19 protein-coding genes are annotated in these 19,514 nt (G+C 58.2%); 5 read left to right on the top strand and 14 right to left on the bottom strand.

The genetic code is table 11. From position 1 onward, the window contains the following. The 11 genes from PSV43_RS03250 to PSV43_RS03200 form a co-directional block, all read right to left on the bottom strand. A partial coding sequence (locus PSV43_RS03250; protein WP_300193730.1) for a serine/threonine-protein kinase occupies positions 1–2,413 on the bottom strand: 2,413 nt, incomplete at its 3' end. A 40-nt stretch (positions 2,414–2,453) separates the two neighbouring features. Beyond that, on the bottom strand, positions 2,454–3,170 hold the full coding sequence (locus PSV43_RS03245; protein WP_300193728.1) for a sigma-70 family RNA polymerase sigma factor: 717 nt from the start codon (positions 3,168–3,170) through the stop codon (positions 2,454–2,456). Between the two features lie 115 nt (positions 3,171–3,285). After that, entirely contained in the window at positions 3,286–3,981 is a 696-nt protein-coding gene (radC, locus tag PSV43_RS03240; protein ID WP_300193726.1) for a DNA repair protein RadC, read from the bottom strand. A gap of 84 nt (positions 3,982–4,065) precedes the next feature. Then, positions 4,066–5,076: a polyprenyl synthetase family protein gene (locus PSV43_RS03235; protein ID WP_300193725.1), complete on the bottom strand. Its 1,011-nt coding sequence runs from the start codon at positions 5,074–5,076 to the stop codon at positions 4,066–4,068. Positions 5,077–5,174: 98 nt separating this feature from the next. Beyond that, positions 5,175–5,795: an N-acetylmuramoyl-L-alanine amidase gene (locus tag PSV43_RS03230; RefSeq protein WP_300193723.1), complete on the bottom strand. Its 621-nt coding sequence runs from the start codon at positions 5,793–5,795 to the stop codon at positions 5,175–5,177. Positions 5,796–5,800: 5 nt separating this feature from the next. Beyond that, positions 5,801–6,058: a LysM peptidoglycan-binding domain-containing protein gene (locus PSV43_RS03225; RefSeq protein WP_300193721.1), complete on the bottom strand. Its 258-nt coding sequence runs from the start codon at positions 6,056–6,058 to the stop codon at positions 5,801–5,803. A gap of 264 nt (positions 6,059–6,322) precedes the next feature. Then, positions 6,323–6,730 (bottom strand): hypothetical protein, encoded by a 408-nt coding sequence (locus tag PSV43_RS03220; RefSeq protein WP_300193719.1) that lies wholly within the window; start codon positions 6,728–6,730, stop codon positions 6,323–6,325. 174 nt (positions 6,731–6,904) lie between these two features. Further along, on the bottom strand, positions 6,905–7,327 hold the full coding sequence (locus tag PSV43_RS03215; protein WP_300193717.1) for a type II secretion system protein: 423 nt from the start codon (positions 7,325–7,327) through the stop codon (positions 6,905–6,907). A 148-nt stretch (positions 7,328–7,475) separates the two neighbouring features. After that, entirely contained in the window at positions 7,476–8,210 is a 735-nt protein-coding gene (locus PSV43_RS03210) for a TlyA family RNA methyltransferase (RefSeq protein WP_300193716.1), read from the bottom strand. 11 nt (positions 8,211–8,221) lie between these two features. Beyond that, on the bottom strand, positions 8,222–8,794 hold the full coding sequence (locus PSV43_RS03205; RefSeq protein ID WP_300193714.1) for a hypothetical protein: 573 nt from the start codon (positions 8,792–8,794) through the stop codon (positions 8,222–8,224). Positions 8,795–8,840: 46 nt separating this feature from the next. Beyond that, positions 8,841–9,857: a hypothetical protein gene (locus PSV43_RS03200; RefSeq protein ID WP_300193712.1), complete on the bottom strand. Its 1,017-nt coding sequence runs from the start codon at positions 9,855–9,857 to the stop codon at positions 8,841–8,843. Between the two features lie 191 nt (positions 9,858–10,048). Between PSV43_RS03200 and PSV43_RS03195 the strand changes: the two genes are divergently transcribed. The 3 genes from PSV43_RS03195 to PSV43_RS03185 all read left to right on the top strand — a co-directional run bounded on the left by PSV43_RS03195 (position 10,049) and on the right by PSV43_RS03185 (position 12,409). Next, positions 10,049–10,309, top strand: a complete 261-nt coding sequence (locus PSV43_RS03195; RefSeq protein ID WP_300193709.1) for a hypothetical protein — start codon at positions 10,049–10,051, stop codon at positions 10,307–10,309. 73 nt (positions 10,310–10,382) lie between these two features. Then, entirely contained in the window at positions 10,383–11,642 is a 1,260-nt protein-coding gene (locus PSV43_RS03190) for an MFS transporter (RefSeq protein ID WP_300193707.1), read from the top strand. Continuing rightward, entirely contained in the window at positions 11,639–12,409 is a 771-nt protein-coding gene (locus tag PSV43_RS03185; protein WP_300193706.1) for a carbon-nitrogen family hydrolase, read from the top strand. The genes PSV43_RS03190 and PSV43_RS03185 overlap by 4 nt, the downstream gene beginning before the upstream one ends. On the opposite strand, the gene gmk is transcribed toward PSV43_RS03185, so the two are convergent. Next, complete coding sequence (gene gmk, locus PSV43_RS03180) at positions 12,410–13,012, bottom strand: guanylate kinase (protein WP_300193704.1); 603 nt, start codon at positions 13,010–13,012, stop codon at positions 12,410–12,412. 88 nt (positions 13,013–13,100) lie between these two features. Here gmk and PSV43_RS03175 point away from each other — a divergent pair, with 88 nt between their 5' ends. Then, positions 13,101–14,450, top strand: a complete 1,350-nt coding sequence (locus tag PSV43_RS03175; RefSeq protein WP_300193702.1) for a Gfo/Idh/MocA family oxidoreductase — start codon at positions 13,101–13,103, stop codon at positions 14,448–14,450. Between the two features lie 50 nt (positions 14,451–14,500). On the opposite strand, the gene PSV43_RS03170 is transcribed toward PSV43_RS03175, so the two are convergent. After that, a complete protein-coding gene (locus PSV43_RS03170) occupies positions 14,501–15,775 on the bottom strand; it encodes an HlyD family efflux transporter periplasmic adaptor subunit (RefSeq protein WP_300193700.1) in 1,275 nt (424 codons plus the stop codon). Positions 15,776–15,913: 138 nt separating this feature from the next. Between PSV43_RS03170 and PSV43_RS03165 the strand changes: the two genes are divergently transcribed. Beyond that, entirely contained in the window at positions 15,914–16,717 is an 804-nt protein-coding gene (locus PSV43_RS03165) for an alpha/beta hydrolase (protein WP_300193698.1), read from the top strand. A gap of 92 nt (positions 16,718–16,809) precedes the next feature. Here PSV43_RS03165 and PSV43_RS03160 read toward each other — a convergent pair whose 3' ends face one another. Beyond that, entirely contained in the window at positions 16,810–19,509 is a 2,700-nt protein-coding gene (locus PSV43_RS03160; protein ID WP_300193697.1) for a PAS domain S-box protein, read from the bottom strand. Positions 19,510–19,514 lie beyond the last annotated feature (5 nt).

Here is a 19,514-nt window from a genome sequence, read left to right as displayed (position 1 = left end):
GAGCGGCGATGATCAGGGCGCATTTCCCCACGCTCAATCGGCGCACCGGCAGCGCCATGAAGATCGACATACCGGTAAACAGCAGTGAAAGAGTCATCGCTGGCCAAGCTCCTGCGCTGCGCATCGCGGCCAGCGCACCCAGGGCTGTGGCGATCAACGCAAGAAAAATCGAGATCGAGGCAACCCTGATTTCATTGCCTGTCGCGCGGGTCTCTGATGACGCTGGGGAAACGTCTCTGCGCACCGCACGCAGCACAGCGCGGACGATGAATATGTTGGCCGCGACGATCGCGATGATGAACAGGAGGGCCGTCAACCCTGTATTTTGCGAGAGCCAAAAAGCAACTTTGGGATGCAGCGGAGGGTCAATGTTGTGATGACCTATGACGGACGGATTCAAATAGAAATCCACAAACATCCTGGCCAGCGTCGTGCTGCCCAAGAGAAGCACCCCGCTCAGAAAGCCGAGCGGATAAAGCAATCCGTCGAACAGCGCCAGTGGCAGGCCAAGGATTCGCCCCGCTGACCGTCGAATTTGCGACACCGCCACCCAGCCGAGGATCGTCGTGCCGAAGGGGCCGGTAACACCGAGAATCAGCGCGGGGATAAGGATGGCGAGTTGCCACCATTCGGGCCCGGAGGCCGGGTCTCCGCGGACCTGAAAGCTGACCATGGCAACCGCGACAAACGAGAGGAAAGTGACCGGCACCCAGCATGCCCCCACGATGGCCGCGCGCGAATAGCGCGGCGGGCCGGTGATGTCATCCGGCTCTGAATGAGACGACGCGACAGATTTGAATCTGATGCGCACCGAGGTGCCCACAGTCAGGATGGCGGCGATCCCGGCCAACGCCACGACGATTAAAAAAGGGGGGGCTCCGTTTGTGACCAACGACGAAGATGCTCCGACTATGAGAGCGAGAGCAAAGACGGCGAGGAACGCGCCCAACACGCCACGCCAGAGGATGACGCGACGCCCCTCGCGCTCTTCGACGAGTCTGAATCGGATGCCGGGCGAAACAGCCGCCGCACTTCCAATCCCTGAAATCCAGCCAGACCAGCGTGCGTGGAGGCGGCCGTACCTGCGGAAAAAAAGCAGCGTCGCGGCAACGACCGCAGCGATGATGCCCGAGAGGAAGGAGGAGGAGCGGAAGTTCCAACTCAGTGCGCGGACTGAGCGCGTGTCGTCCACCAACTGCGAATGCACCACGAGCCACGGTTGGGAGAGGCCGACGGTAAAAGTCCGTTCCGGGCTGTTGCCAAGTCGGGTGAAGTGCGGGCCGGCGAAGTTCAAAAGACACACGAAGAAGACTGCCCCAAGGATCGATCTGAGCCAAAGCGGAAGCGCATGGCTAGCGCGGAACGGATCACATTCTGCCCTCCGAGCGGTGGGTTCTGATTTCCCGTTTTCCGCAGCGGCTGCCTCCACCTGCGTTCGGAACTCCGCTGCGGTGGCGAAACGCAGTTCGGGCGATTTCTCCAGCGCTCGCAGCACGATCTCATCGATGCGGATGTCCACCTGCACTCGCTTGGAAGGGGCTTCGAGCTTGGAGGTGGGGCGTTCGCCGGTGAGCATCTCGTAGAGGACGACACCGAGGCTGTAGATGTCCGCGCGATGATCGGCGGAGCCGCTGGCCTGCTCCGGGGCGGCGTAGTCGGGGGTACCCATGTTCGCCATCTGACTCAATGAGGTGAACTGAGGGCTTTCGCGGTAGAGATCCGTTTCCGAAGTGCCGGGAGCTTTCGTGTTTGCGTCAGCGCTGTTCTCCTCTCGCGGAGCGAGAGGGCTACTGTACATCTTCGCAATGCCGAAGTCGGCGATCTTCACCATACCCGCTTTGTCGATGAGCAGGTTCTCAGGCTTGATGTCGCGGTGAACGATGCCGTGATCGTGCGCGCATTGCAGCGCTTCACAGATGGGCGGCACGATGCTCAGCGCCTCCTTGGGCGTGAGGCGCTTGGCTTGCAGGAGCTGGCGCAGGTTCACGCCGTCGATGAACTCCATCAGCAGGTAGTAGAAACCACCCGCCTGGCCAAAGTCATGCACGGTGACGATGTGAGGGTGGCTGAGCCTGGCGAGCGCCTGCGCCTCGCGCTGAAACCGCTCGGAGAAGCCGGGCTGGCTGGCGAGTTCGGCGGGCAGAATCTTCAGCGCCACGAAACGGTCGAGCTGTGGCTGCCGGGCCTTGTACACGGCTCCCATTCCACCGCTGCCAATAAGCCCGGTGACCTCCAGATGAGGGAAGGCAGCACGCACGGATTCCAGACTCGGCGGCGCGTAGGGCGCAAAGCCGCCATCGGCCGTCGGAGCCAGCGCCTTGGCAAAGACACAGCGCGGGCACAGTCCATGGGCGGAATCCTCCGGGATGAGCGCGCCGCACTGCGGGCAGGTGTTCGGAGGGTTTGTGGTCATACCTGTTCCTTGGAGACTTAATCTGGAAGGTTACATCAAATCAACCATGCACGGAACAGAGGTAGCGCAGCTCGTCCTCGACATCCGCCTCATCATCGAGCGTCTGCGCGATCTCCTGCCGCAGGAGTTCGCGAAAGCGCTTGCGCAGGCGATGCACCGCTACCTTCACCGCCCCTTCGGTCATGCTCAGTTTTTTCGCCGTCTCGGCGTGGGACGCCGCATCGTCACCCATCAACCACGGTTGCAACGCCTCAAACTGAACCGACCTGCCGCCCCGGTGCTCGGCTGCAAGCGCGGCCACTGCACGATTCATCACGGCGACGGCCCATTCTCGATCAAACAACTCTGCCATCGGAGTGGCCGTGGCATCGCCGATCATGAGAGGCGGCGAACCTTCCGCGCCGGCATCCAAGGATTCATGCGTCATGCCGCCGCCACGCTTCTCCCTGCGCGCATGATTCTGCAATCCGATGACGAAGTATTTCACCGCGCCGAGCAAATAGCTGCGGAATCTTCCGCGCTCAGGGTCGGGTCCGGCGAATCCACGCTGCAACAAATGCGCAAAAAATGCATGCGCGTGGTCACGAGCCGTGTCCTCATCAAATCCTGTGCGCCGTAGGAAAACGTAAACGGGCTGGTAATACGCCGCACAGAGGTCACTCAGCGCCGCTCTGCCCTCGGGCGACGAGGCATTCGCACGCAGCACCAAGGTCCAACGAGTGGGCATGAAACTGCCGAAGACTTGAGAGGATTGCATGGGGGACTTGTGAGTACCTTGGAGATTTTGAACGCAAAGTTACACCTTCCATTCAAGGGTGTCTTGGGTCACAACGTGTTCTCATCGTCGCAATAGGAAATTTGATCCGAATCAGCTACAGCAGCCCATGCTCCTTGAAGCTGAAATAGGGCTGCGCCCGTGACGCCGATGGCGTGCCGATGATGAGATGGTCCTGGAGATAGAGGCCAGTGGCGTCGGAGGCTTCGCGCAGACGCCGAGTCAGGCGGCGGTCGGCCTCACTCGGAGTGGGATCGCCGGAGGGGTGATTGTGAATAAGGACAAAAGCGTAGGCGTTGTGAATGAGCACCTTCCGCAGTAAATCGCGCGGATGAGCGACGCATTCGTTCAAGGTGCCTTTGAAAGCTTCTTCACTGCGCATGACGGCCAGCTTGGTGTTGAGCAGAATGATGCGGACGGATTCACTGCCGAGGGCTTGCATCTCAGGACCAATGTAGTCGTAGATGCGCTGAGGGCGATCTAGGATGACCTCGGCGTGCGATGGTTCCTGCGTGGATCGGCGACCGAGTTCGAAGGCAGCTGCAAGCAGGGCAGTTTTCGCAGGACCAAGGGCTTTGATCTTTCTCAGAACGGCGGGTTCGAGGCGGGAGAGGTCGCGTAGGGATTTGTGGTCGCGCAGAATGCGCTGGCCGATCTGGAGAGCATTTTCACCTTTCGTGCCGGTATTGATGAAGAGGGCAAGGAGTTCGGCATCTGAGAGTGCCTGCGGACCGAGGCGGAGCAGACGCTCACGCGGGCGATCATTTTCCGGGATGTCGTGGATACGGCTCATGGGAGAAGAGCGGACAGAATAGTCCGATCTGACCGATCAAAGCGCAACCAGGGTGGATGGAAAGGGCGATCTTGATGCTTCGCATCAATGAATCGCACGGCACTGATCCAGCAGGCTGTGCAGATAACCGACGATGTCTTCAAGCGCCTGCTTGTGTGGCGAGGTACCGAGGCAGACCAAGTCGGCACGGGCTTCGGCCAGCATGTTTTGCGCAAATTTGACAGCTCGGTCAACGGCACCTTCGTAGTCTGCGATGCCTGCAAGAATGGTGGTGTCCATGGGTTCACCTTTGAGCAGCATGCGGTTGAGCTTTTGCTTCTGCGCATCCGTGGCACTTTCGAGGAGATACAGGATGGGCAGCGTGAGCTTGCCACGGGCGAGATCGGTGCGGAGCGTTTTACCGACGGTTTTTTCATCGCCGACAATATCGAGACAGTCGTCGTAGATCTGGTAGGCGGTGCCGAGCTTGAGACCGTAGTCGCGCAGGGCCGACTGAACGGAATCGGGCTGATGATTGAGTCGCGCGCCCAGTTCGCAGGCGGCGGCAAAGAGCGCCGCGGTCTTCATCTCGATCATCTTGAGATAATCGGTGACTGAGAGATTGAAATCAAAGCGGCGCTGGGTTTGCAGGATTTCGCCGGTACAGACATCGCGCGAGGCGCGGGCGATGGTGCGGCAAACATGCGTGTCTTCAAATTCTGTGGCAAGTTCAAGCGCGTACGCGAAGAGGCTGTCTCCCAGCAGAACGCTGAGACTGCTGCCCCATTTCGCGACGGCTGTCGGCTGGGCGCGGCGAATGTCCGCACCGTCCATGATGTCATCATGAACCAAGGAGGCGATGTGAACGAGTTCGAGAATGACGGAGAGGCGCGTGTGTCCTTCGTGCGTGCCACCCGTGGCACCACCGGCAAGTACGGCCAAAGCAGGACGGATGCGTTTGCCTGATGTTTTGCAGACATAACTCACGTAACCTTCGACACCGGGATCAAACGCACGCGCTTGTTCGAGGATGGCCGTTTCCACACGTTCCAAGTCTGCCCGTACGAGGTGAAACGGAAAAACAGGATTGCTGGCGTTAATGACTGGGGCTGACATGGAATCTCCTTATTCCATCCACCACGGCAGGGGCTTCGTCAAATGCCACGCAGGTGACTCGCAAAATGTGAACTTTCAAAAGAAATGAAAGCTGTGTTTCATTCCTTTCGCCTAACGGCCAAAAGACCGCTGACAATGGCGTCGGCAAGCTTCTGGCGATGGGCAGGATCCGCGCAGCGCAAGGCCTCGCGCTTGTTGCTGATATACCCGCATTCGACGAGGACGGCAGGCATCTGGGTCTCGCACAGGACCTTGAAGCCAGCGTAAAAAATGCCGCGCGTGCCGCCAGCGACCCTGCTTTTGACCGAACGGCTGAGGGCTGAAGCGAGCCATTTACCGCGCGTACTGCGGTAATACACCTCTCCACCGGAGATGATGGTTTTGCGGCTGCCATTGAAATGGATGCTGACAAAGACTGACGAGGGCACGCGATTGGCGATGCGCGCCCGCTGGGAGAGTTCTACAAAGGTGTCTGTGCGACGCGTCATGACGGTTTTAAGGCCTCTCGCTTTCAATGCCTTTTCGACGCGCCTCGCGACATCAAGGCAGAGCTTTTTTTCCACCAACCCATTCCAGACGGAGCCGCCGTCCTTGCCGCCGTGACCCGCGTCAATCACCACCGTGGAAAAACGCAGTGAGTCCGCTCCCGAGACAAACACCGCACCACCCACGATCAGCGCCAGACACCAAGCCGCGATGCGTGTGGAGAGATGATGCACGTTCGCTAGGGGATTTTAAGCGTTTTGCCAGCGCGGATCATGTCGGAAGACAGCCCGTTGGCAGCCTTGAGCTTCGCCACCGTAGTGCCGTTCTTGCGTGCGATGGCCCCCAGGTTATCTCCGCTCTTGATGGTGTATGAACCGCCTTTGCGGGAGGTTTTACTGCCGGAGCTTTTGCCACGGGATTTGGATGCGGTCTTTTTCTTGGAGGAACTGCGGGAGGAAGAACTGCCATGGGACGTACGCCAGGAGGAGTAGTCCATGCCAGCCCCCTGCCCGCCCTCTGCAGCCCAGTCACTTTTGTAATCACCGTTATCCGCAAAAGGATAATCAGAATGCCCCATCGCATGGCCTGGAGTACTTGGCGACCCATGCAGATTGATAACCGGCAGGACTTTGGGAAGTCCTTTGATGTGTGAAGAACTCTCACACGCACCCAGCAATAGCAGTGGAAGGACCAAACAGGCTCTGAGCAGCAATGGCGGGCAGTGATTCATGCGAGAAGATGGGTCATTTTTGTTCATGAATCAATGTGCTGTATGAAAACGACTGATGCGCTGTTTGACTCGCGGAATGCCATTTTTATCCTTCTCCATAACAATCGTGCGCTCGTGATAATAGCCCGCCCCACTGGCGGGAAGGCTGTAACGCCAGTTGGCAATATCAGCTCCAGGATTATTGCCTTCCATGGGGTTTTTGATCGTATTAAAGACAGTTCTGCCATCCATGCCCGGCCTCACCATGTTGAATTTTCGTTCCGAGAAATCCATGGAGTAACGCGTGCCCGTGGAACCGACATGGAAGACCGCATTGATGGAGTCAGGCACAGAGTAACCATGGTTGAGGGTATAAAACATCACCATTAGCGCCGGGATAATAATGATGATCGCCGGAGTGAAAAAATACCAGTTCTTTTTGATGAATGCAGAATTCATGAAGGCAGCATGCTGGTGGAAGCGATGGCCGCAGGCAAGGTAAAACGCACGGCAAATCAAGGCGTCGTTTGGGTCAGCTTCCGAAGGGGAAAATCTCCGCTTTGGTCCCTCGGTATTTCAGCGCGACCAGCCATTTCCGGTGCCTCCGGGGTTGATGTCCCCTGGCGGCATTTGTTACAAACGCTGGTCTCCGGCGGGAGAGGTCGATGCGGTGGTGTACATCAACTGACCATCTTGTACTCGAAGAAATTTCGCAGCCCCTTGGATGTCTTCATCGCTAAGGCCAGGAACCACAAAGACACGGCCACGCATCGCCCCACGCACCGACATGCCGCCCCGAACAATGGCACGCACGGTATCGATCACGCTCTCATCCTGGACGAAATTCAGCTCAGCAGCCTGCGCCATCATGCAAGTCGAGCACAGTTCCTGAGCATTACGCCGATCGCGCGCGGCATAAACGGCATCGCTCTGACCAAGCATCGGCATCGCCATCCCAACCATCACGCCAATAATAGCAATAAACATCAGGACCTCAAAAAGGCTGAAGGCAGAGGCGCTTCGGCGTTGCTTAGATGTGTAGGTGAGCTTTTTCATGGCTGCTTGTATCAATAATGGTATTTTGTGATAATTATTGCATCAATGCAACCACAACTTGTCACGCTCGCAGAAAATAAGCAGTAAAAGGTCTCATTATTGAGAATTCTAGCGCAAGCTGCCACTCACTTTTAATTAACTCTATTCATCATTGTCTGCCGATCCAAGCCAAAAACTCACGATTACCTTCCGTCCCTTGAATGGAGGATTCTATCATACCCCGCCATTCCAGCTCTGGCTGCGAGCGCACAAACTCTTCAATCCGGGTGCAGGCTTTGGCATGCAGTTCCGGTTCGCGCACGATGCCACCTTTGCCCACCTCCTCACGCGAGAGCTCAAACTGAGGCTTGATCAAAACCAAGGCCTGACCACCCGGCCTCAGCGCCTGCAGCACCGCAGGCAGGACCAAGGTCAAGGAAATGAATGAGAGATCAGCCACCAAGATGTCCACCTCCTGCCCTACGTCTTCGCGGCGCATGTGGCGAAGGTTGAATTGTTCCCGCGAGACCACTCGCGGATCGCTGCGCAGTTTCCATGCGAGTTGATTGGTGCCGACATCAAAGGCGAAGACTTTCACTGCGCCCCGTTGCAGCAGACAATCGGTGAATCCTCCCGTGGACGCTCCAACGTCGAGTGCGGTCATCCCTGTGACATCAATGTCAAAGTGGTTGAGTGCCCCTTCGAGCTTCAGGCCACCCCGGCTGACGAATTTGGGGCGTTCCCGCACAACGATCTGCTGGACCCCGGCCACCAACCAGCCCGGCTGAGTGATGCGTTTGCCCAGTACACTAACCTCACCAGCCATGATAAGCCGTTTGGCCTGTTCACGTGAGGGCACAATGCCAAGCTTCACCAAGGCGAGATCAAGACGTTCGCGGGGCATCTAGGGGATCCTTATCTCCGAATCGGTTGAATCAACTCGTCTCCAGCTTCAATATGAACGCCCGGGAGTGCTGCGGTATTGTCGATATCCACCACGGCTTCTGCTGCGTCAATCGTTTCACCTACGATCACACGGCCCACCAGTCCATTGCCGCGCCGCACATCAAATTTCATCCCACTGGTCAGCTGCTTGTCTCTTCCTGCGCTGATCACGGCAAAGCCTTGGTCATTGTGAACTTCAACAACTTTGGCATAGCTCGGCAGCCCCAAAAGCTGCTTTTGCAGATCTGTTAAGGGCGCGGCGGCAGCTGCGGGGGAGGCATATCGGGTCGGGGTTCCTGGCATCAGATCACTTCCAGCCAATGCCGGCAAGGTGGGAGCAGCCGGCGCTTCCGGCGGTGGCGGCAAGTTTGTCACTGTGGCAGGCTTAGTCGGCATGGCCATTTCATAGGCTGCCTGCTGCCTGCGCACCAGTTCGAGTTCCTTGCGCGCGCCTTTAGCTTCTTCTTGAGCCTCCCAGGCCAGAAAACCTGTGATGGCGAGCAAAATGATCGTTAGAGCGAGGGCATAATGTGAGAGACGCATGCCGCATGCTAGACGCAAGCAGAGTGAGGATCAACCCCCTCTCACTTCACCGCAGCAGTCCCAGCAGTTCACGCATACGCAGCTCAATGTTGAGCAAACTGGCCTGCACGCCGGCCAACCACTCCATATCAGCACCTTGGGGATGTTGCTGCACCAGCTTGTCCGTGGCATTCAATGCCGCCGCAAACAAAGGCAGACTTTGTTCAAGATCGATCACCAAAAACTGCCACTGATCTTTTTTTGCCTCGGCAAACTGACGCAGCACATGGATCAGATGCGCTGCCAGATCCGCTACTGTCGAAAGCAGGCGCAGGACCGCCGGTCGGGTGCGAACTTCTTCATTGAAGACGAGCAGGCTTTGAAAGCGTCGCAACTCTTTCGCCAGAGCCGCAGCTCGTGTGACAGGATCAATACCAGCGCTACCCGGCGCTCTGGCAGGCGTTTTGCGTGAAGGCTCGAAGGGATCAAGCTTGACCGCGCCGAACGGATCACTGCCCGGTTTGGAAGGTTGAAAGGGATCGTCAAAACCAGGACTGTGCAAAGCGTCGGCGGATTTTGCATTGCGACTGCCACCCAGCAGAAAATGCTTTCGACGGGCACGGTTCTGCCGCAGCAGAACGGCCTCTTCATCCTTCGTCAGCTGCCAGCGGGGCGAAGTGACACGCAGTTGCAGATGCCAGGACTGTATAAGGATGCGCTGGTGGTCCTGATTGAACCACTCGAAGAACAGCAAATTTTTCAGCCCGGGCGGCTCCGGCATTGTGATGAGCGTGTCCGATTGTGACCGACGGCGGGGGAGGTTCACCACGCGAGAGGAGGCTGTCATCAGTCCGCTGTAACCATGCTGCATGGACGAGATGGCATCCACGTGGTCTTCATTGGCATTAGGAAGCGGATTGTGAAAGTCCACCCGGCATCCGGCGATATCACGCAGAAAATTACCCACCAATTCGATCCGCACCGGCTGATTCTGACCTGCGAGATGGAGCACGCCCGTGACCAATCCAGGAACTTCATTGGAAAGGTAACCACTGAGGATGGACGATTCGAGGCAAATAATCATTAATTGTCATATAAACTAGAGGCCAGTGGAGGGTGTCGCAAGCAGACATGCCTTCATAAAGTCAAAAAAAATGCCCCTTGCATACCCATGCCAATTTTTGTGGAACTGTGGCAAGATTGCTGCTTGTTCCACAGCACATGTGATGTTACTGCCTCCTTCCCAAAACCTAAACACACATAAGAAAAAACACCATGAAAAACCTCGTTTATCTCAGTCGCGCCTTCGTTGAATTCGGACCCTTCGCTAAATCAGAAATCCTCGATTTCCAAAAGCGTGGAATCCTCACTGCAACCGACTACCTCCGCGATGAAGGCAGCGACAGCTGGGTTCATTATCAAGAGTGGCTGACCGTCGTCCCGATGCCTGCGCCAAAGCTGGTGAAGAAACCCGCCGCCAAGGCCGCCCCTGCGGCTAAAGCCCCGGCAGCCAAGAAGTCCAAGAAAGCTGCCTGATAGTCCGTGAGGGGTTTATCCCTCTCTCATCTGATGCGCGTCCCGCCTCCGTGCTGGACGCGCATCTTTGTTCATGCGAATAGCCCGCGTGAATGAAGCTGATGCAATCACCACCCGGACCCTGCGCAATGAACTGTGGCGCTCGATCCCATCTGGTGTCATCGACACCCTGACCGCATCCTTCGGCATGCTCATCGCCGTCAGGGTGTTTCACATGAGTGATGTGGCAAAGTCCATCTTCCTCAGTGCCACCAGTGGTGGAATGGTCGCCAGTTTGTTCGTCGTGCCGCTCCTGTTGCGTGCCAAAAGCACCATCGCACGTACGGCGGCGAAGGTGCAGCTATTGGGCGGCGCCTGCATGGCGGTTTCAGCGGCGTTCCCACACAGCCCGCATCTCTACATCGGCGGCATGAGTCTGGGCTTGTTCTGCCTGACCATGCAGATCCCTTTGTTGACCCAGATTTACCGCATCAACTACCCGGCCGCCAAACGTGGCAAGCTTTATGCGGTCACCGGAGTCACTAGGGCAGCGGCAGCCGTGTGCTTCGGCTTTGTGGGCGGAAAGCTTCTCGGCTGGAACATCGAGAACTATACCTGGCTCTTGTGGGCCTTCGCCGTCAGCAGCTTCATCTCAGGCTTCTGGACCTATGGCCTGCCGATCACCCCATGGGAAGCGCCTGAAAATTCCAGCACCAGCCTCTGGAGTTCCATGCGCTGGGTGCGGGAGGACCGCGATTTCCGCACGCTGCTCATCTCGTGGATGATCATGGGCCTCGGCAATCTCGCTGCTGCATGCCTGTTCGTCGAATACCTCGCCAATCCGAGCCACGGCATCAACCTGAGCGCGTTCAATGTCGCCTGGATCACCGGAGTGGTTCCCGTACTCGCCCGCGTAGTGTTTTCCTATCCCTGGGGACTGGTCTATGATCACTACCATCTCTTCACCGTGCGTGCGGTGCTCAATGTGTTTTTCGCCGCTGGCATCCTGTGTTTTTACCTGGGTCATAATCTCTTCTGGTGGACGCTGGGCATGGCCCTGTGGGGCATGGCCAATGCGGGTGGCAATGTCACCTGGGCGCTGTGGGTCACCAAACTCGCCTCCAAGCACGCCGTCGCCGAGTACATGAGCGTCCACACCTTCCTCACCGGTGTGCGCGGTCTAGTAGCTCCCTCTCTGGCTTTCGCCATGATCAAGGTCATGTCTTTCGACACCTTTGCCATCGTCTGCGGCATCACCATCCTCTCCGCCAGTTGCTTCATCGGCGTCCGCGCCCGCAGCAATTCTGAATCTTCACACCGCCTCCGTCCCGGCTCCAACCACGAACGCTTATGAATATCCATCTCGTGCAAATCGACTCCGTTTGGGAAGACCGCCCTGCCAATCACGCCAAAGCGCGCCAGTTGATCGCCAGCGCCAGTCCACAGCCCGGATCGCTCATCATCCTGCCGGAAACATTCTCCACCGGTTTCAGCCTGAATCTCGCTGTCACCGCCGAGCCAGAGAATGGTCCCACCGAGCAGTTCCTGCGCGAAATGGCCGCGCAATACCAAAGCTGTGTCATCGGTGGAGTGGTGACATCAACCAGCGATACTCAAGGCATGAATCAAGCCCTCGCCATCGCCCCGGATGGCACGGTCCTGGCCCGCTACACCAAAAATCACCCTTTCAGCCTGGGTGGCGAAGCTCAAGCTCACATCGCCGGGACCGGCACCAGCCTCTTCGAATGGCAGGGCCTGCGCATCGCCCCGCTTATCTGCTACGATTTGCGCTTTCCCGAACTCGCCCGCAGCGCCATTCGCAGCGGAGCTGAAGTGTTGATCTACATCGCCGCTTGGCCAGTGAAACGCATTCAGCACTGGATCACACTGCTCCAAGCACGCGCCATCGAAAACCTCGCCTACGTCATCGGCGTCAACCGCTGCGGCACCGATCCCGACTTCACCTACACCGGTCGCAGCATCGTGGTGGATCCACATGGACTCATCATCGCTGATGCAGCCGAGCAAGAGCGCGTCATCAGTGCCCAGATTGATCCAGCCATCGTCCGCGACTGGCGCAGTCAGTTCCCTGCTCTCAGAGACGCAGGCATTCCGTCCTGATCACCACAGACTCGTCCGCAGCCGACCTGCTTCGAGAATCGCATCAAACCGCCGTGCATCCGTCTCACGGTCACCACTGACGAGCACGTATCCGTACTTGCGCCAGTGCTCCATCTCAGCCGCTGCGTTCTGCATGCGCAGTTCAAACGCCGCAGCATCCTCCGTCGCACGGCCGGAGAGGCGGTTGCGCAGTTCTTCCAGACTGGGGGGGAGCACGAAAATCTCCAGCAGGCAGCGCTTCACCAATTCATCGTCGCATGCGCGCACCTGCATCGCTCCTTGCACGTCGATGTCCATGATGACATCCACCCCGCGTTGGAGATTTTCATATACGTAGCTCTTCAAAGTGCCGTAAAGCCGACCATGAACGCGGGCGTATTCAAACAACTCCCCACGCTCCACCCGCGCCAAAAAGTCTTCCTCGGTCAGGAAAAAATAGTCCTTCCCGTCCACCTCACCCGGCCTCGGTGCCCGCGTGGTGCAGGAGACGGAAAAGACCGCTTCGCCGCGATCACATACTTTCCGAGCCAGGGTCGTCTTGCCGGTTCCCGAAGGCCCCGAAACGATGATCAACTGGCCCAGACGCTGTTTTGAAGATTCCATCCTGCCGAATACCCACGCCAACACTGAGTGCAAGAGACTTGGCAAACCGACTGTACTGTTCCACCCTCAATTTCCATCCAATCCAACCATGCAAACAGCATCCTCACGCCGTCAGTTCGCCAAAGTTGCCGCCGCCTCGGTGGCAGCACCTTTCATTCTCCCCTCACGCGTCTGGAGCGCAGACACCGCCCCCAGCGAGCGCCTCACGCTCGGCTTCATCGGCGTGGGTAAAATGAACAGCGGCCATCTCAACAGCTTCCTGGGCCGCAAGGAAGTACAGGTCGTGGCTGTCTGCGATGTCGATACCAACCGCCGCGAAAACGCTAAAAAGACCGTCGAAGAGCGCTACGGCAAGGACAAGGACACCGGATTCAAAGGCTGCGAAGCGTATGCGGATTTCCGCAAACTGCTGGAGCGCAAGGACATCGACGCCGTCGTCATCGCCACCCCTGACCATTGGCACGCCTTCATCGCCATCGCCGCATTGAACGCCGGCAAGGACGTCTATTGTGAAAAGCCGCTCACGCACAACATCCACGAGGCGATTACTCTCATCGACTCCGTGCGCAGCAACAAGCGCATCCTGCAGACCGGGTCTCAGCAGCGTTCCAGCAAAGAATTCCGCGTGGCCGCCGAACTCGTGCGCAACGGCATCATCGGCAAGATCGACCACGTCGAAACTCAGTTTGGCACCCCTGCCAAGCCCAACGCCAATCCTGAAGAGCCCATGGAGCCCGGCCTCGACTGGGACATGTGGTGCGGTCCAGGCCCGCTCGTGCCTTACAGCAGCGTGCTCAGCCCACGGGGTGTTCACAATCACTTCCCTGCTTGGCGCAATACCCGTGAATTTGGCGGCGGCATGATCACCGACTGGGGTGCCCATCACATCGACATCGCCCAATGGGGCCTTGGTGAAGACGAGCATGGCCCGGTCGAAATCATCGCCCCGGCAAACTACGCGGACGCCAACGACGGCGCCAAGCTCATTTATGCCAGCGGCATTCCTCTCCTGCACAATGGCAAGGGCAGAGGTGTCTCCTTCTATGGTGCGAACGGTGAAGTGCACGTCAACCGTGGCAAGTTCGAACTCGTCCTCGGCGGCAAAACCATTCACAAGTTCTGGGACAAAGAGACCGACAAGGGCACTTCCCTCGACCGTGAAGTCATCCTCACCGAGCGCGAATACCTGACCGACGCCAAGGTGAAGCTCTACAACTCGAAGAACCATCATGAAGACTGGCTCAACTCGATCAAGACCCGGGAGAAGCCCATTTGCGATGTCGCCATCGGTGCCAGCACCGCCATCTCCTGCCACCTCATGAGCCAGGCTTACTACCACGGCGGCTCCATGAAATGGAATCCTGAAAAGCACGAATACATCAGCGGTGGCGACGCCAAGTGGCTCACCCGCGAATACCGCGCAGACTGGAAAGTCTAAGAATCTGCCCGCAGGTGCTTCTATGGCGGCCTCGAAGGAGGCCGCCTTTTTTATTTCACTTCCTCACGCTTCACCACACTCGTACCGTCCCTCACCGTGTCCGGGGGGTGCATCAGTACTTCATCACCCTTCTTGAGGCCTTCCAGCACCTGCGTGAATTTGCCGTCCGTGCGTCCAGCCTTCACCACCACAGCTCGGGCTTTCCCGGCATCAAAAAGAAACGTCTTCCACTCGCTGCCTTCACGAAACAGGGCCCCTGCCGGCACCAGCAGCGTGTCATCGCTGTGCCACACCGCCACACGCACTTCCACGCGGTAACGGTCTCCCAACGCCTTCAATGTGGGCGTCTGCTCCGTAAAATCACTCAGGACCAGCACACGCTGCTCTTCGACGCCCAGCGCGGACACCTTGGTGAAAGCCGCAGGCTCCACACGTCGCACGCGGGCCTTCGCTGGCTCATCGCCCCCCCACTGCTCCACCGTGACCAGCGCCCCCGGTTTGATCGTCACCGCATCACGCGATAGAATCTCCGCCTCAATTTCCAAATCTGTAGGATCACCAATTTCCAAAATCGGAGCCCCCGGCGCCACGATCGTCGCACTCTCCTGCTGCACGCGCAGCACGACTCCACTAACCGGAGCACGCACCTCAATGAATGCACCGCCTGTGCTCGGCTTGTCGATCTGCTGCAACGCAGCCCTGGCCTGTTCCAATTCAAAATCGGCCACCTGGAGGGCGAATTCCGCCGAGCGCACTTCACGCGTTTTCATTTCAGCCTCACGCTCAAACGTATCGCGGTCGGTGGCGCTGATGGTGCCTTTGTCCGTGTTGTTCTTGACGCGGTCCCAGTTCGCCTGCGCATACTTCAGACCCGTGCGTGACATCTCGATGTCTTCGTTGGCCCGGCTGCGAGTGGCAATCGCCCCATCGACACGTGCCTGAGCCTGCGAACGCGCCCGGGCATCCAGCAGTGGCGACAGCGTCGGCTCGATGCGCGTGAGCACCGTTGCACCGGCCTTCACCACATCTCCAGGCTTTAAGACCACGCGCTGCATGCTGCCCGCCACCGGCGCGGCGACGATATGGCGATTGCGGATGCGCGTTTTTCCTTCCTCGGAGACATACACCGTCAACGGCCCTTGATTAACGACTCCGGTCTCAACTTCCACAGCCCTCGGCTGCAAGGCATAAACTATCACCAGCAAAAGTATGACCACCAAGGACCAAAACGCCAGCTTGCGGGACAGACTGCGCCGCGTGATCGGGACTTTTGTTTCCCAAGGCGGAGCGGCGGTATGTGGTGTTTCGGTTGGTGCGTCAGGCATGGCGTGCGTCCACTATGCGCGAAGTTCGTGTGGCGGCAGGTGATTTTTGCTTGTTGCTTTCACCGATCTCTGTTCACAATCTGCTCTTCGCGGCCTGAACTGCGAACAGAGAACCACCCAACCGACAACTTCACTTTTATGCCCCACGTCGAAACCAACGGAATCAAGATGTTTTACCAAGAACGCGGCAGCGGCGAACCGCTCGTCTGCATCATGGGCGTCACCGCTCCTGGCGGCGTGTGGGACGCGCATGCCCAGTCCTGGGAAAAGCACTTCCGCTGCATCCTCGGCGACAATCGTGGCGTGGGCGAAACTGACAAGCCCGCCGGCCCCTACACCACCGCCATGATGGCCGACGACTACGCCGGCCTTATGGACAAGCTCGGCATCAAGCAGGCCCGCGTCGTGGGCTGCTCGCTGGGCTCCGTCATTGCCCAGCAACTCGCCCTGCGTCATCCAGAGAAGGTGAAGAGCATGATCCTCATGTGCACCTGGGCCAGACAGGACCGCTTCGGCCTTTACACCTGGCAGCATCTCATGAAGGCAAAAGCGAACATGCGGCCTGAAGACTTCATGCAGTGGATTCAGATGCTCATTTTCACCAAGCCCTGGTTCGACAACGATGACTGCTGGAACAACATGCAGCAGGGACTCAAAGACGCCGCCACCAATCCTGCGCCACAGCCCCTGCATGCCACCGAAGCGCAAAGCGCCGCCGCCATGACGCACAACACCCTCAACGAACTCAAAAACGTGAAGTGCCCCACGCTCGTCATCGGTGGCAAGGACGACACCTTCACCCCCCAGTGGATGGGCAAGGAAGTCGCCGCCGCCATCCCCGGCGCCGAACTACACCTCTACGACAATGCCGGCCACGCCTTCCACTGGGAACAACTGGGCGATTTCAATCCACGCTCGACCGAGTGGTTGTTGAAGCATTAATCCACGCAAGCTCTCAGGCGCAACACGAAGCAGGCACGCGGTTTTCAGACCGTGTGCCTGCTTTTGTGTACCAGCTTCATCGCGAAAAAGTGTCAGCGCTTCTTCTTATCGGGCTCGTATGGAAAGCGGCAGGACACGACGACTCCGCGCCGGGGCTTGGCTTTGACGGTCAGTCGCGCGCCGATGAGGTTGGCCCGGTAGTCCATCACCCGTACCCCGATCCCACTGGATTTGCCTCCTTTGGTCTTTTTCAAACCGGCACCATCGTCCTCGATTCGCAGTTCGCATTCGGTTTGGCTCACATGCTGCAGGGACAGCTTCACTTCTGAGGGCTTGCCGTGCCGCAGCGCATTGTTGACCGCCTCCTGCGCGATGCGAAAAAGATGAGCCTCAATGTCGTTGTTTTGAATCGAGATGCCGGCATCCACCTCACACAGGCAAGGTGTGCGGAAGTTGGTGCGCACGGTTTCGGCCAGCAGTTGCAGCGCGCCGACGAGACCGCGATACTTCACGCTGGTGGGAGAGAGACCGTGGGACATACGTCGCACTTCGGAGACGGATTGACGCAGCAGTTCATGAATGCGCTGCGCCTGCTGCCGGGGCTCGCCCTGTAAATCTGCCTCCAATGCCTCCAGCAGTGAGACAATGCCGGTCATGGTTTGGCCCACGCCATCGTGCAGGTCATGCCCAACGCGCGCCTGCTCCTGCTCCACCACGCGCAGAACCTCCTGCTGCAGACGGTTCCGTTCGGTCATGTCCGTTCCTGTGACCACGATTCGATCCAGGCTGCCATCGGGTTTGCAGGTGCCAATGCTGCGCAGTTCGACGCTGCGCCATTCCCCATCCTTCGTCTTCAGGCGCGTATCGGCGGACGGATTTTTCTCCCCGCGCAGCAGACGCGCAAAGCGTTCCTTGGAGCGCACCGTCTCCGCAGCATCCATGAGACCAATCTCCCAAGGTGTTTTACCGATCACCTGCTCCTCGTTGTAACCCATGGTGGCGCTGAAAGACGCATTGGCATGCACGAAACGTCCTGCCAGATCCAGCACCACGATGAATGCGGAGGTATGTCCCACCAGTGCCTGATTGTAGACCAGTTCACGACGATAATTGAGTTCCGCCTGTTTGCGCTCCGTAATGTCCGAGATAGTGCCGGTCATGCGCACTGCCTCTCCCCTCTCATTCCAATCGGCTTCGCCCCGAGTGAGAAACCAGCGATACTCGCCGTTCTTGGTGCACAACCGCAACTCCACCTGATAGGGTAAGCGACGTTCGAAATGCGCCTTTCGTTCGGCTTGAACCCTCGGCCAGTCGTCCGGGTGCAGACGGGACATAAACGACTCCTGATCCTTGCCAAGTTGATCGCCCTCTGCAAAACCCAGCATCTGTTTCCAGCGTGGAGAGAGGTAGGTTTGACCCGTCACAATATTCCATTCCCACAAGCCGTCCGTGGTGGCGCGCATGGCACGTTCATAACGCTCCTCACTGACATGCAAAGCCTGCTTGCGTTCTTCACGTTCGATGGTCAGCGCTGCAAGCCGTGCGGCGACGGTGATCGCTTGAATCTCCAGCACATCCGGCGCATGGATTTCACGCCGATAGCATGCAAACGCTCCCAGCACATTTCCGTCACCATTCACCACCGGCTCCGACCAGCAGGCAAGTAGCCTGGCCTTCTCCGCCAGTTTGTGAAATGGCTCCAGACGCGGGTCCGCCAGTGTATCCGGACAAATCACTCGTTTGCCACTGAAGGTGGCCACACCGCACAGGCCAATGCCTGGAGCTATGGGCATCCCATCCAGCGCCTTTTTCACATATTCGGGCAGACTGGGTGCCGCCTGTAAACGCAGCCGTGTGCCAGTTTCATCAGCCAGCATCACACTGCAGCGCATGCCGGGATGCCCCGCCTCCACGCTGCGCACGATGGCCTCCAGCACGGCGGCGCACGGTGCCCCCTCCACGATCAACTTTAGATTATGCGCTTCGCGTTCCTCGGCAGCGTTGCGCCTGGAGATGTCTTCCAGCGTTCCCGTCATACGCATGGCGCGCTGCTGATCATCACGACGGATGACTTTGCCTCGACCCATCACCCATTTCCACGAACCATCCTTGCAGCGCAGGCGAAACTCCCGGGCAAAGCCGTCCGCCCGCTGCATTAGATGATCATTCACCGCCTGTTCGGTTCCCGGCAAATCTTCGGGATGCATCATAGCCTGCCAGCCAAGCGTCGCACCTTCGACTGGCTCATCGGCACCATAACCGAGCATCAGTTTGAACTGGCTGGATCGGAAGACCGTATTACGCGTGATATCCCAGTCCCACACTCCAAATCCTGAGCTCTCCAGAGCAAACTTCCAGCGTTGTTCGCCCTCCTGCAGGCGCTGCTCCGCCAGCACACGCTCCGTGATATCCCGGCCAACGGCCTGCATCTCCAACAACACACCCTGCGCATCAAAGAAACCGCGATTGATGAACTGCATCCACCGCACCTGTCCTCTGCCGTCGCACACCCGGTTCTCGATCACCACCACCGGATTTTTCGGCGTGAGCATCCGTAGTCTGGTCTCAACCAACGGCCTATCCGCCTCCACCACCAAGGGATGCCAGGGCAGCCCGATCAATTCCTCACGCCTTATGCAAAAGAAGCGACAGTACGCCTCGTTCGCATAGGTAAAGGTGCCATCTGGAAGAAAGCGGCAGATCGTCTCTGTCAGATCCTCCACCACCGTGCGATGAGGATCTGATGTCAACAGCGCATGCGATGCAGTAGTTTGAGTTTTGCGTGTCTTCATGCAGG

The sequence above is a fragment of the Prosthecobacter sp. genome (genome assembly GCF_029946185.1).
Taxonomy (GTDB): Bacteria; Verrucomicrobiota; Verrucomicrobiia; order Verrucomicrobiales; family Verrucomicrobiaceae; genus Prosthecobacter.
The sequence above is the reverse complement of the archived record's forward strand: the minus strand, read 5'-3'. Positions and strand labels throughout refer to the sequence as shown.

What these genes read in the sequence shown, in the direction of transcription:
- PSV43_RS03235 (WP_300193725.1), bottom strand. Translation starts at nt 5,076, where the DNA reads ATGTCAGCCCCAGTCATTAACGCCAGCAATCCTGTTTTTCCGTTTCAC.
- PSV43_RS03190 (WP_300193707.1), top strand. Translation starts at nt 10,383, where the DNA reads ATGCGAATAGCCCGCGTGAATGAAGCTGATGCAATCACCACCCGGACC.
- PSV43_RS03185 (WP_300193706.1), top strand. Translation starts at nt 11,639, where the DNA reads ATGAATATCCATCTCGTGCAAATCGACTCCGTTTGGGAAGACCGCCCT.
- PSV43_RS03245 (WP_300193728.1), bottom strand. Translation starts at nt 3,170, where the DNA reads ATGCAATCCTCTCAAGTCTTCGGCAGTTTCATGCCCACTCGTTGGACC.
- PSV43_RS03195 (WP_300193709.1), top strand. Translation starts at nt 10,049, where the DNA reads ATGAAAAACCTCGTTTATCTCAGTCGCGCCTTCGTTGAATTCGGACCC.
- PSV43_RS03170 (WP_300193700.1), bottom strand. Translation starts at nt 15,775, where the DNA reads ATGCCTGACGCACCAACCGAAACACCACATACCGCCGCTCCGCCTTGG.
- PSV43_RS03165 (WP_300193698.1), top strand. Translation starts at nt 15,914, where the DNA reads ATGCCCCACGTCGAAACCAACGGAATCAAGATGTTTTACCAAGAACGC.
- gmk (WP_300193704.1), bottom strand. Translation starts at nt 13,012, where the DNA reads ATGGAATCTTCAAAACAGCGTCTGGGCCAGTTGATCATCGTTTCGGGG.
- PSV43_RS03210 (WP_300193716.1), bottom strand. Translation starts at nt 8,210, where the DNA reads ATGCCCCGCGAACGTCTTGATCTCGCCTTGGTGAAGCTTGGCATTGTG.
- PSV43_RS03200 (WP_300193712.1), bottom strand. Translation starts at nt 9,857, where the DNA reads ATGATTATTTGCCTCGAATCGTCCATCCTCAGTGGTTACCTTTCCAAT.
- PSV43_RS03220 (WP_300193719.1), bottom strand. Translation starts at nt 6,730, where the DNA reads ATGAATTCTGCATTCATCAAAAAGAACTGGTATTTTTTCACTCCGGCG.
- PSV43_RS03215 (WP_300193717.1), bottom strand. Translation starts at nt 7,327, where the DNA reads ATGAAAAAGCTCACCTACACATCTAAGCAACGCCGAAGCGCCTCTGCC.
- PSV43_RS03205 (WP_300193714.1), bottom strand. Translation starts at nt 8,794, where the DNA reads ATGCGTCTCTCACATTATGCCCTCGCTCTAACGATCATTTTGCTCGCC.
- PSV43_RS03175 (WP_300193702.1), top strand. Translation starts at nt 13,101, where the DNA reads ATGCAAACAGCATCCTCACGCCGTCAGTTCGCCAAAGTTGCCGCCGCC.
- PSV43_RS03160 (WP_300193697.1), bottom strand. Translation starts at nt 19,509, where the DNA reads ATGAAGACACGCAAAACTCAAACTACTGCATCGCATGCGCTGTTGACA.
- radC (WP_300193726.1), bottom strand. Translation starts at nt 3,981, where the DNA reads ATGAGCCGTATCCACGACATCCCGGAAAATGATCGCCCGCGTGAGCGT.
- PSV43_RS03225 (WP_300193721.1), bottom strand. Translation starts at nt 6,058, where the DNA reads ATGGACTACTCCTCCTGGCGTACGTCCCATGGCAGTTCTTCCTCCCGC.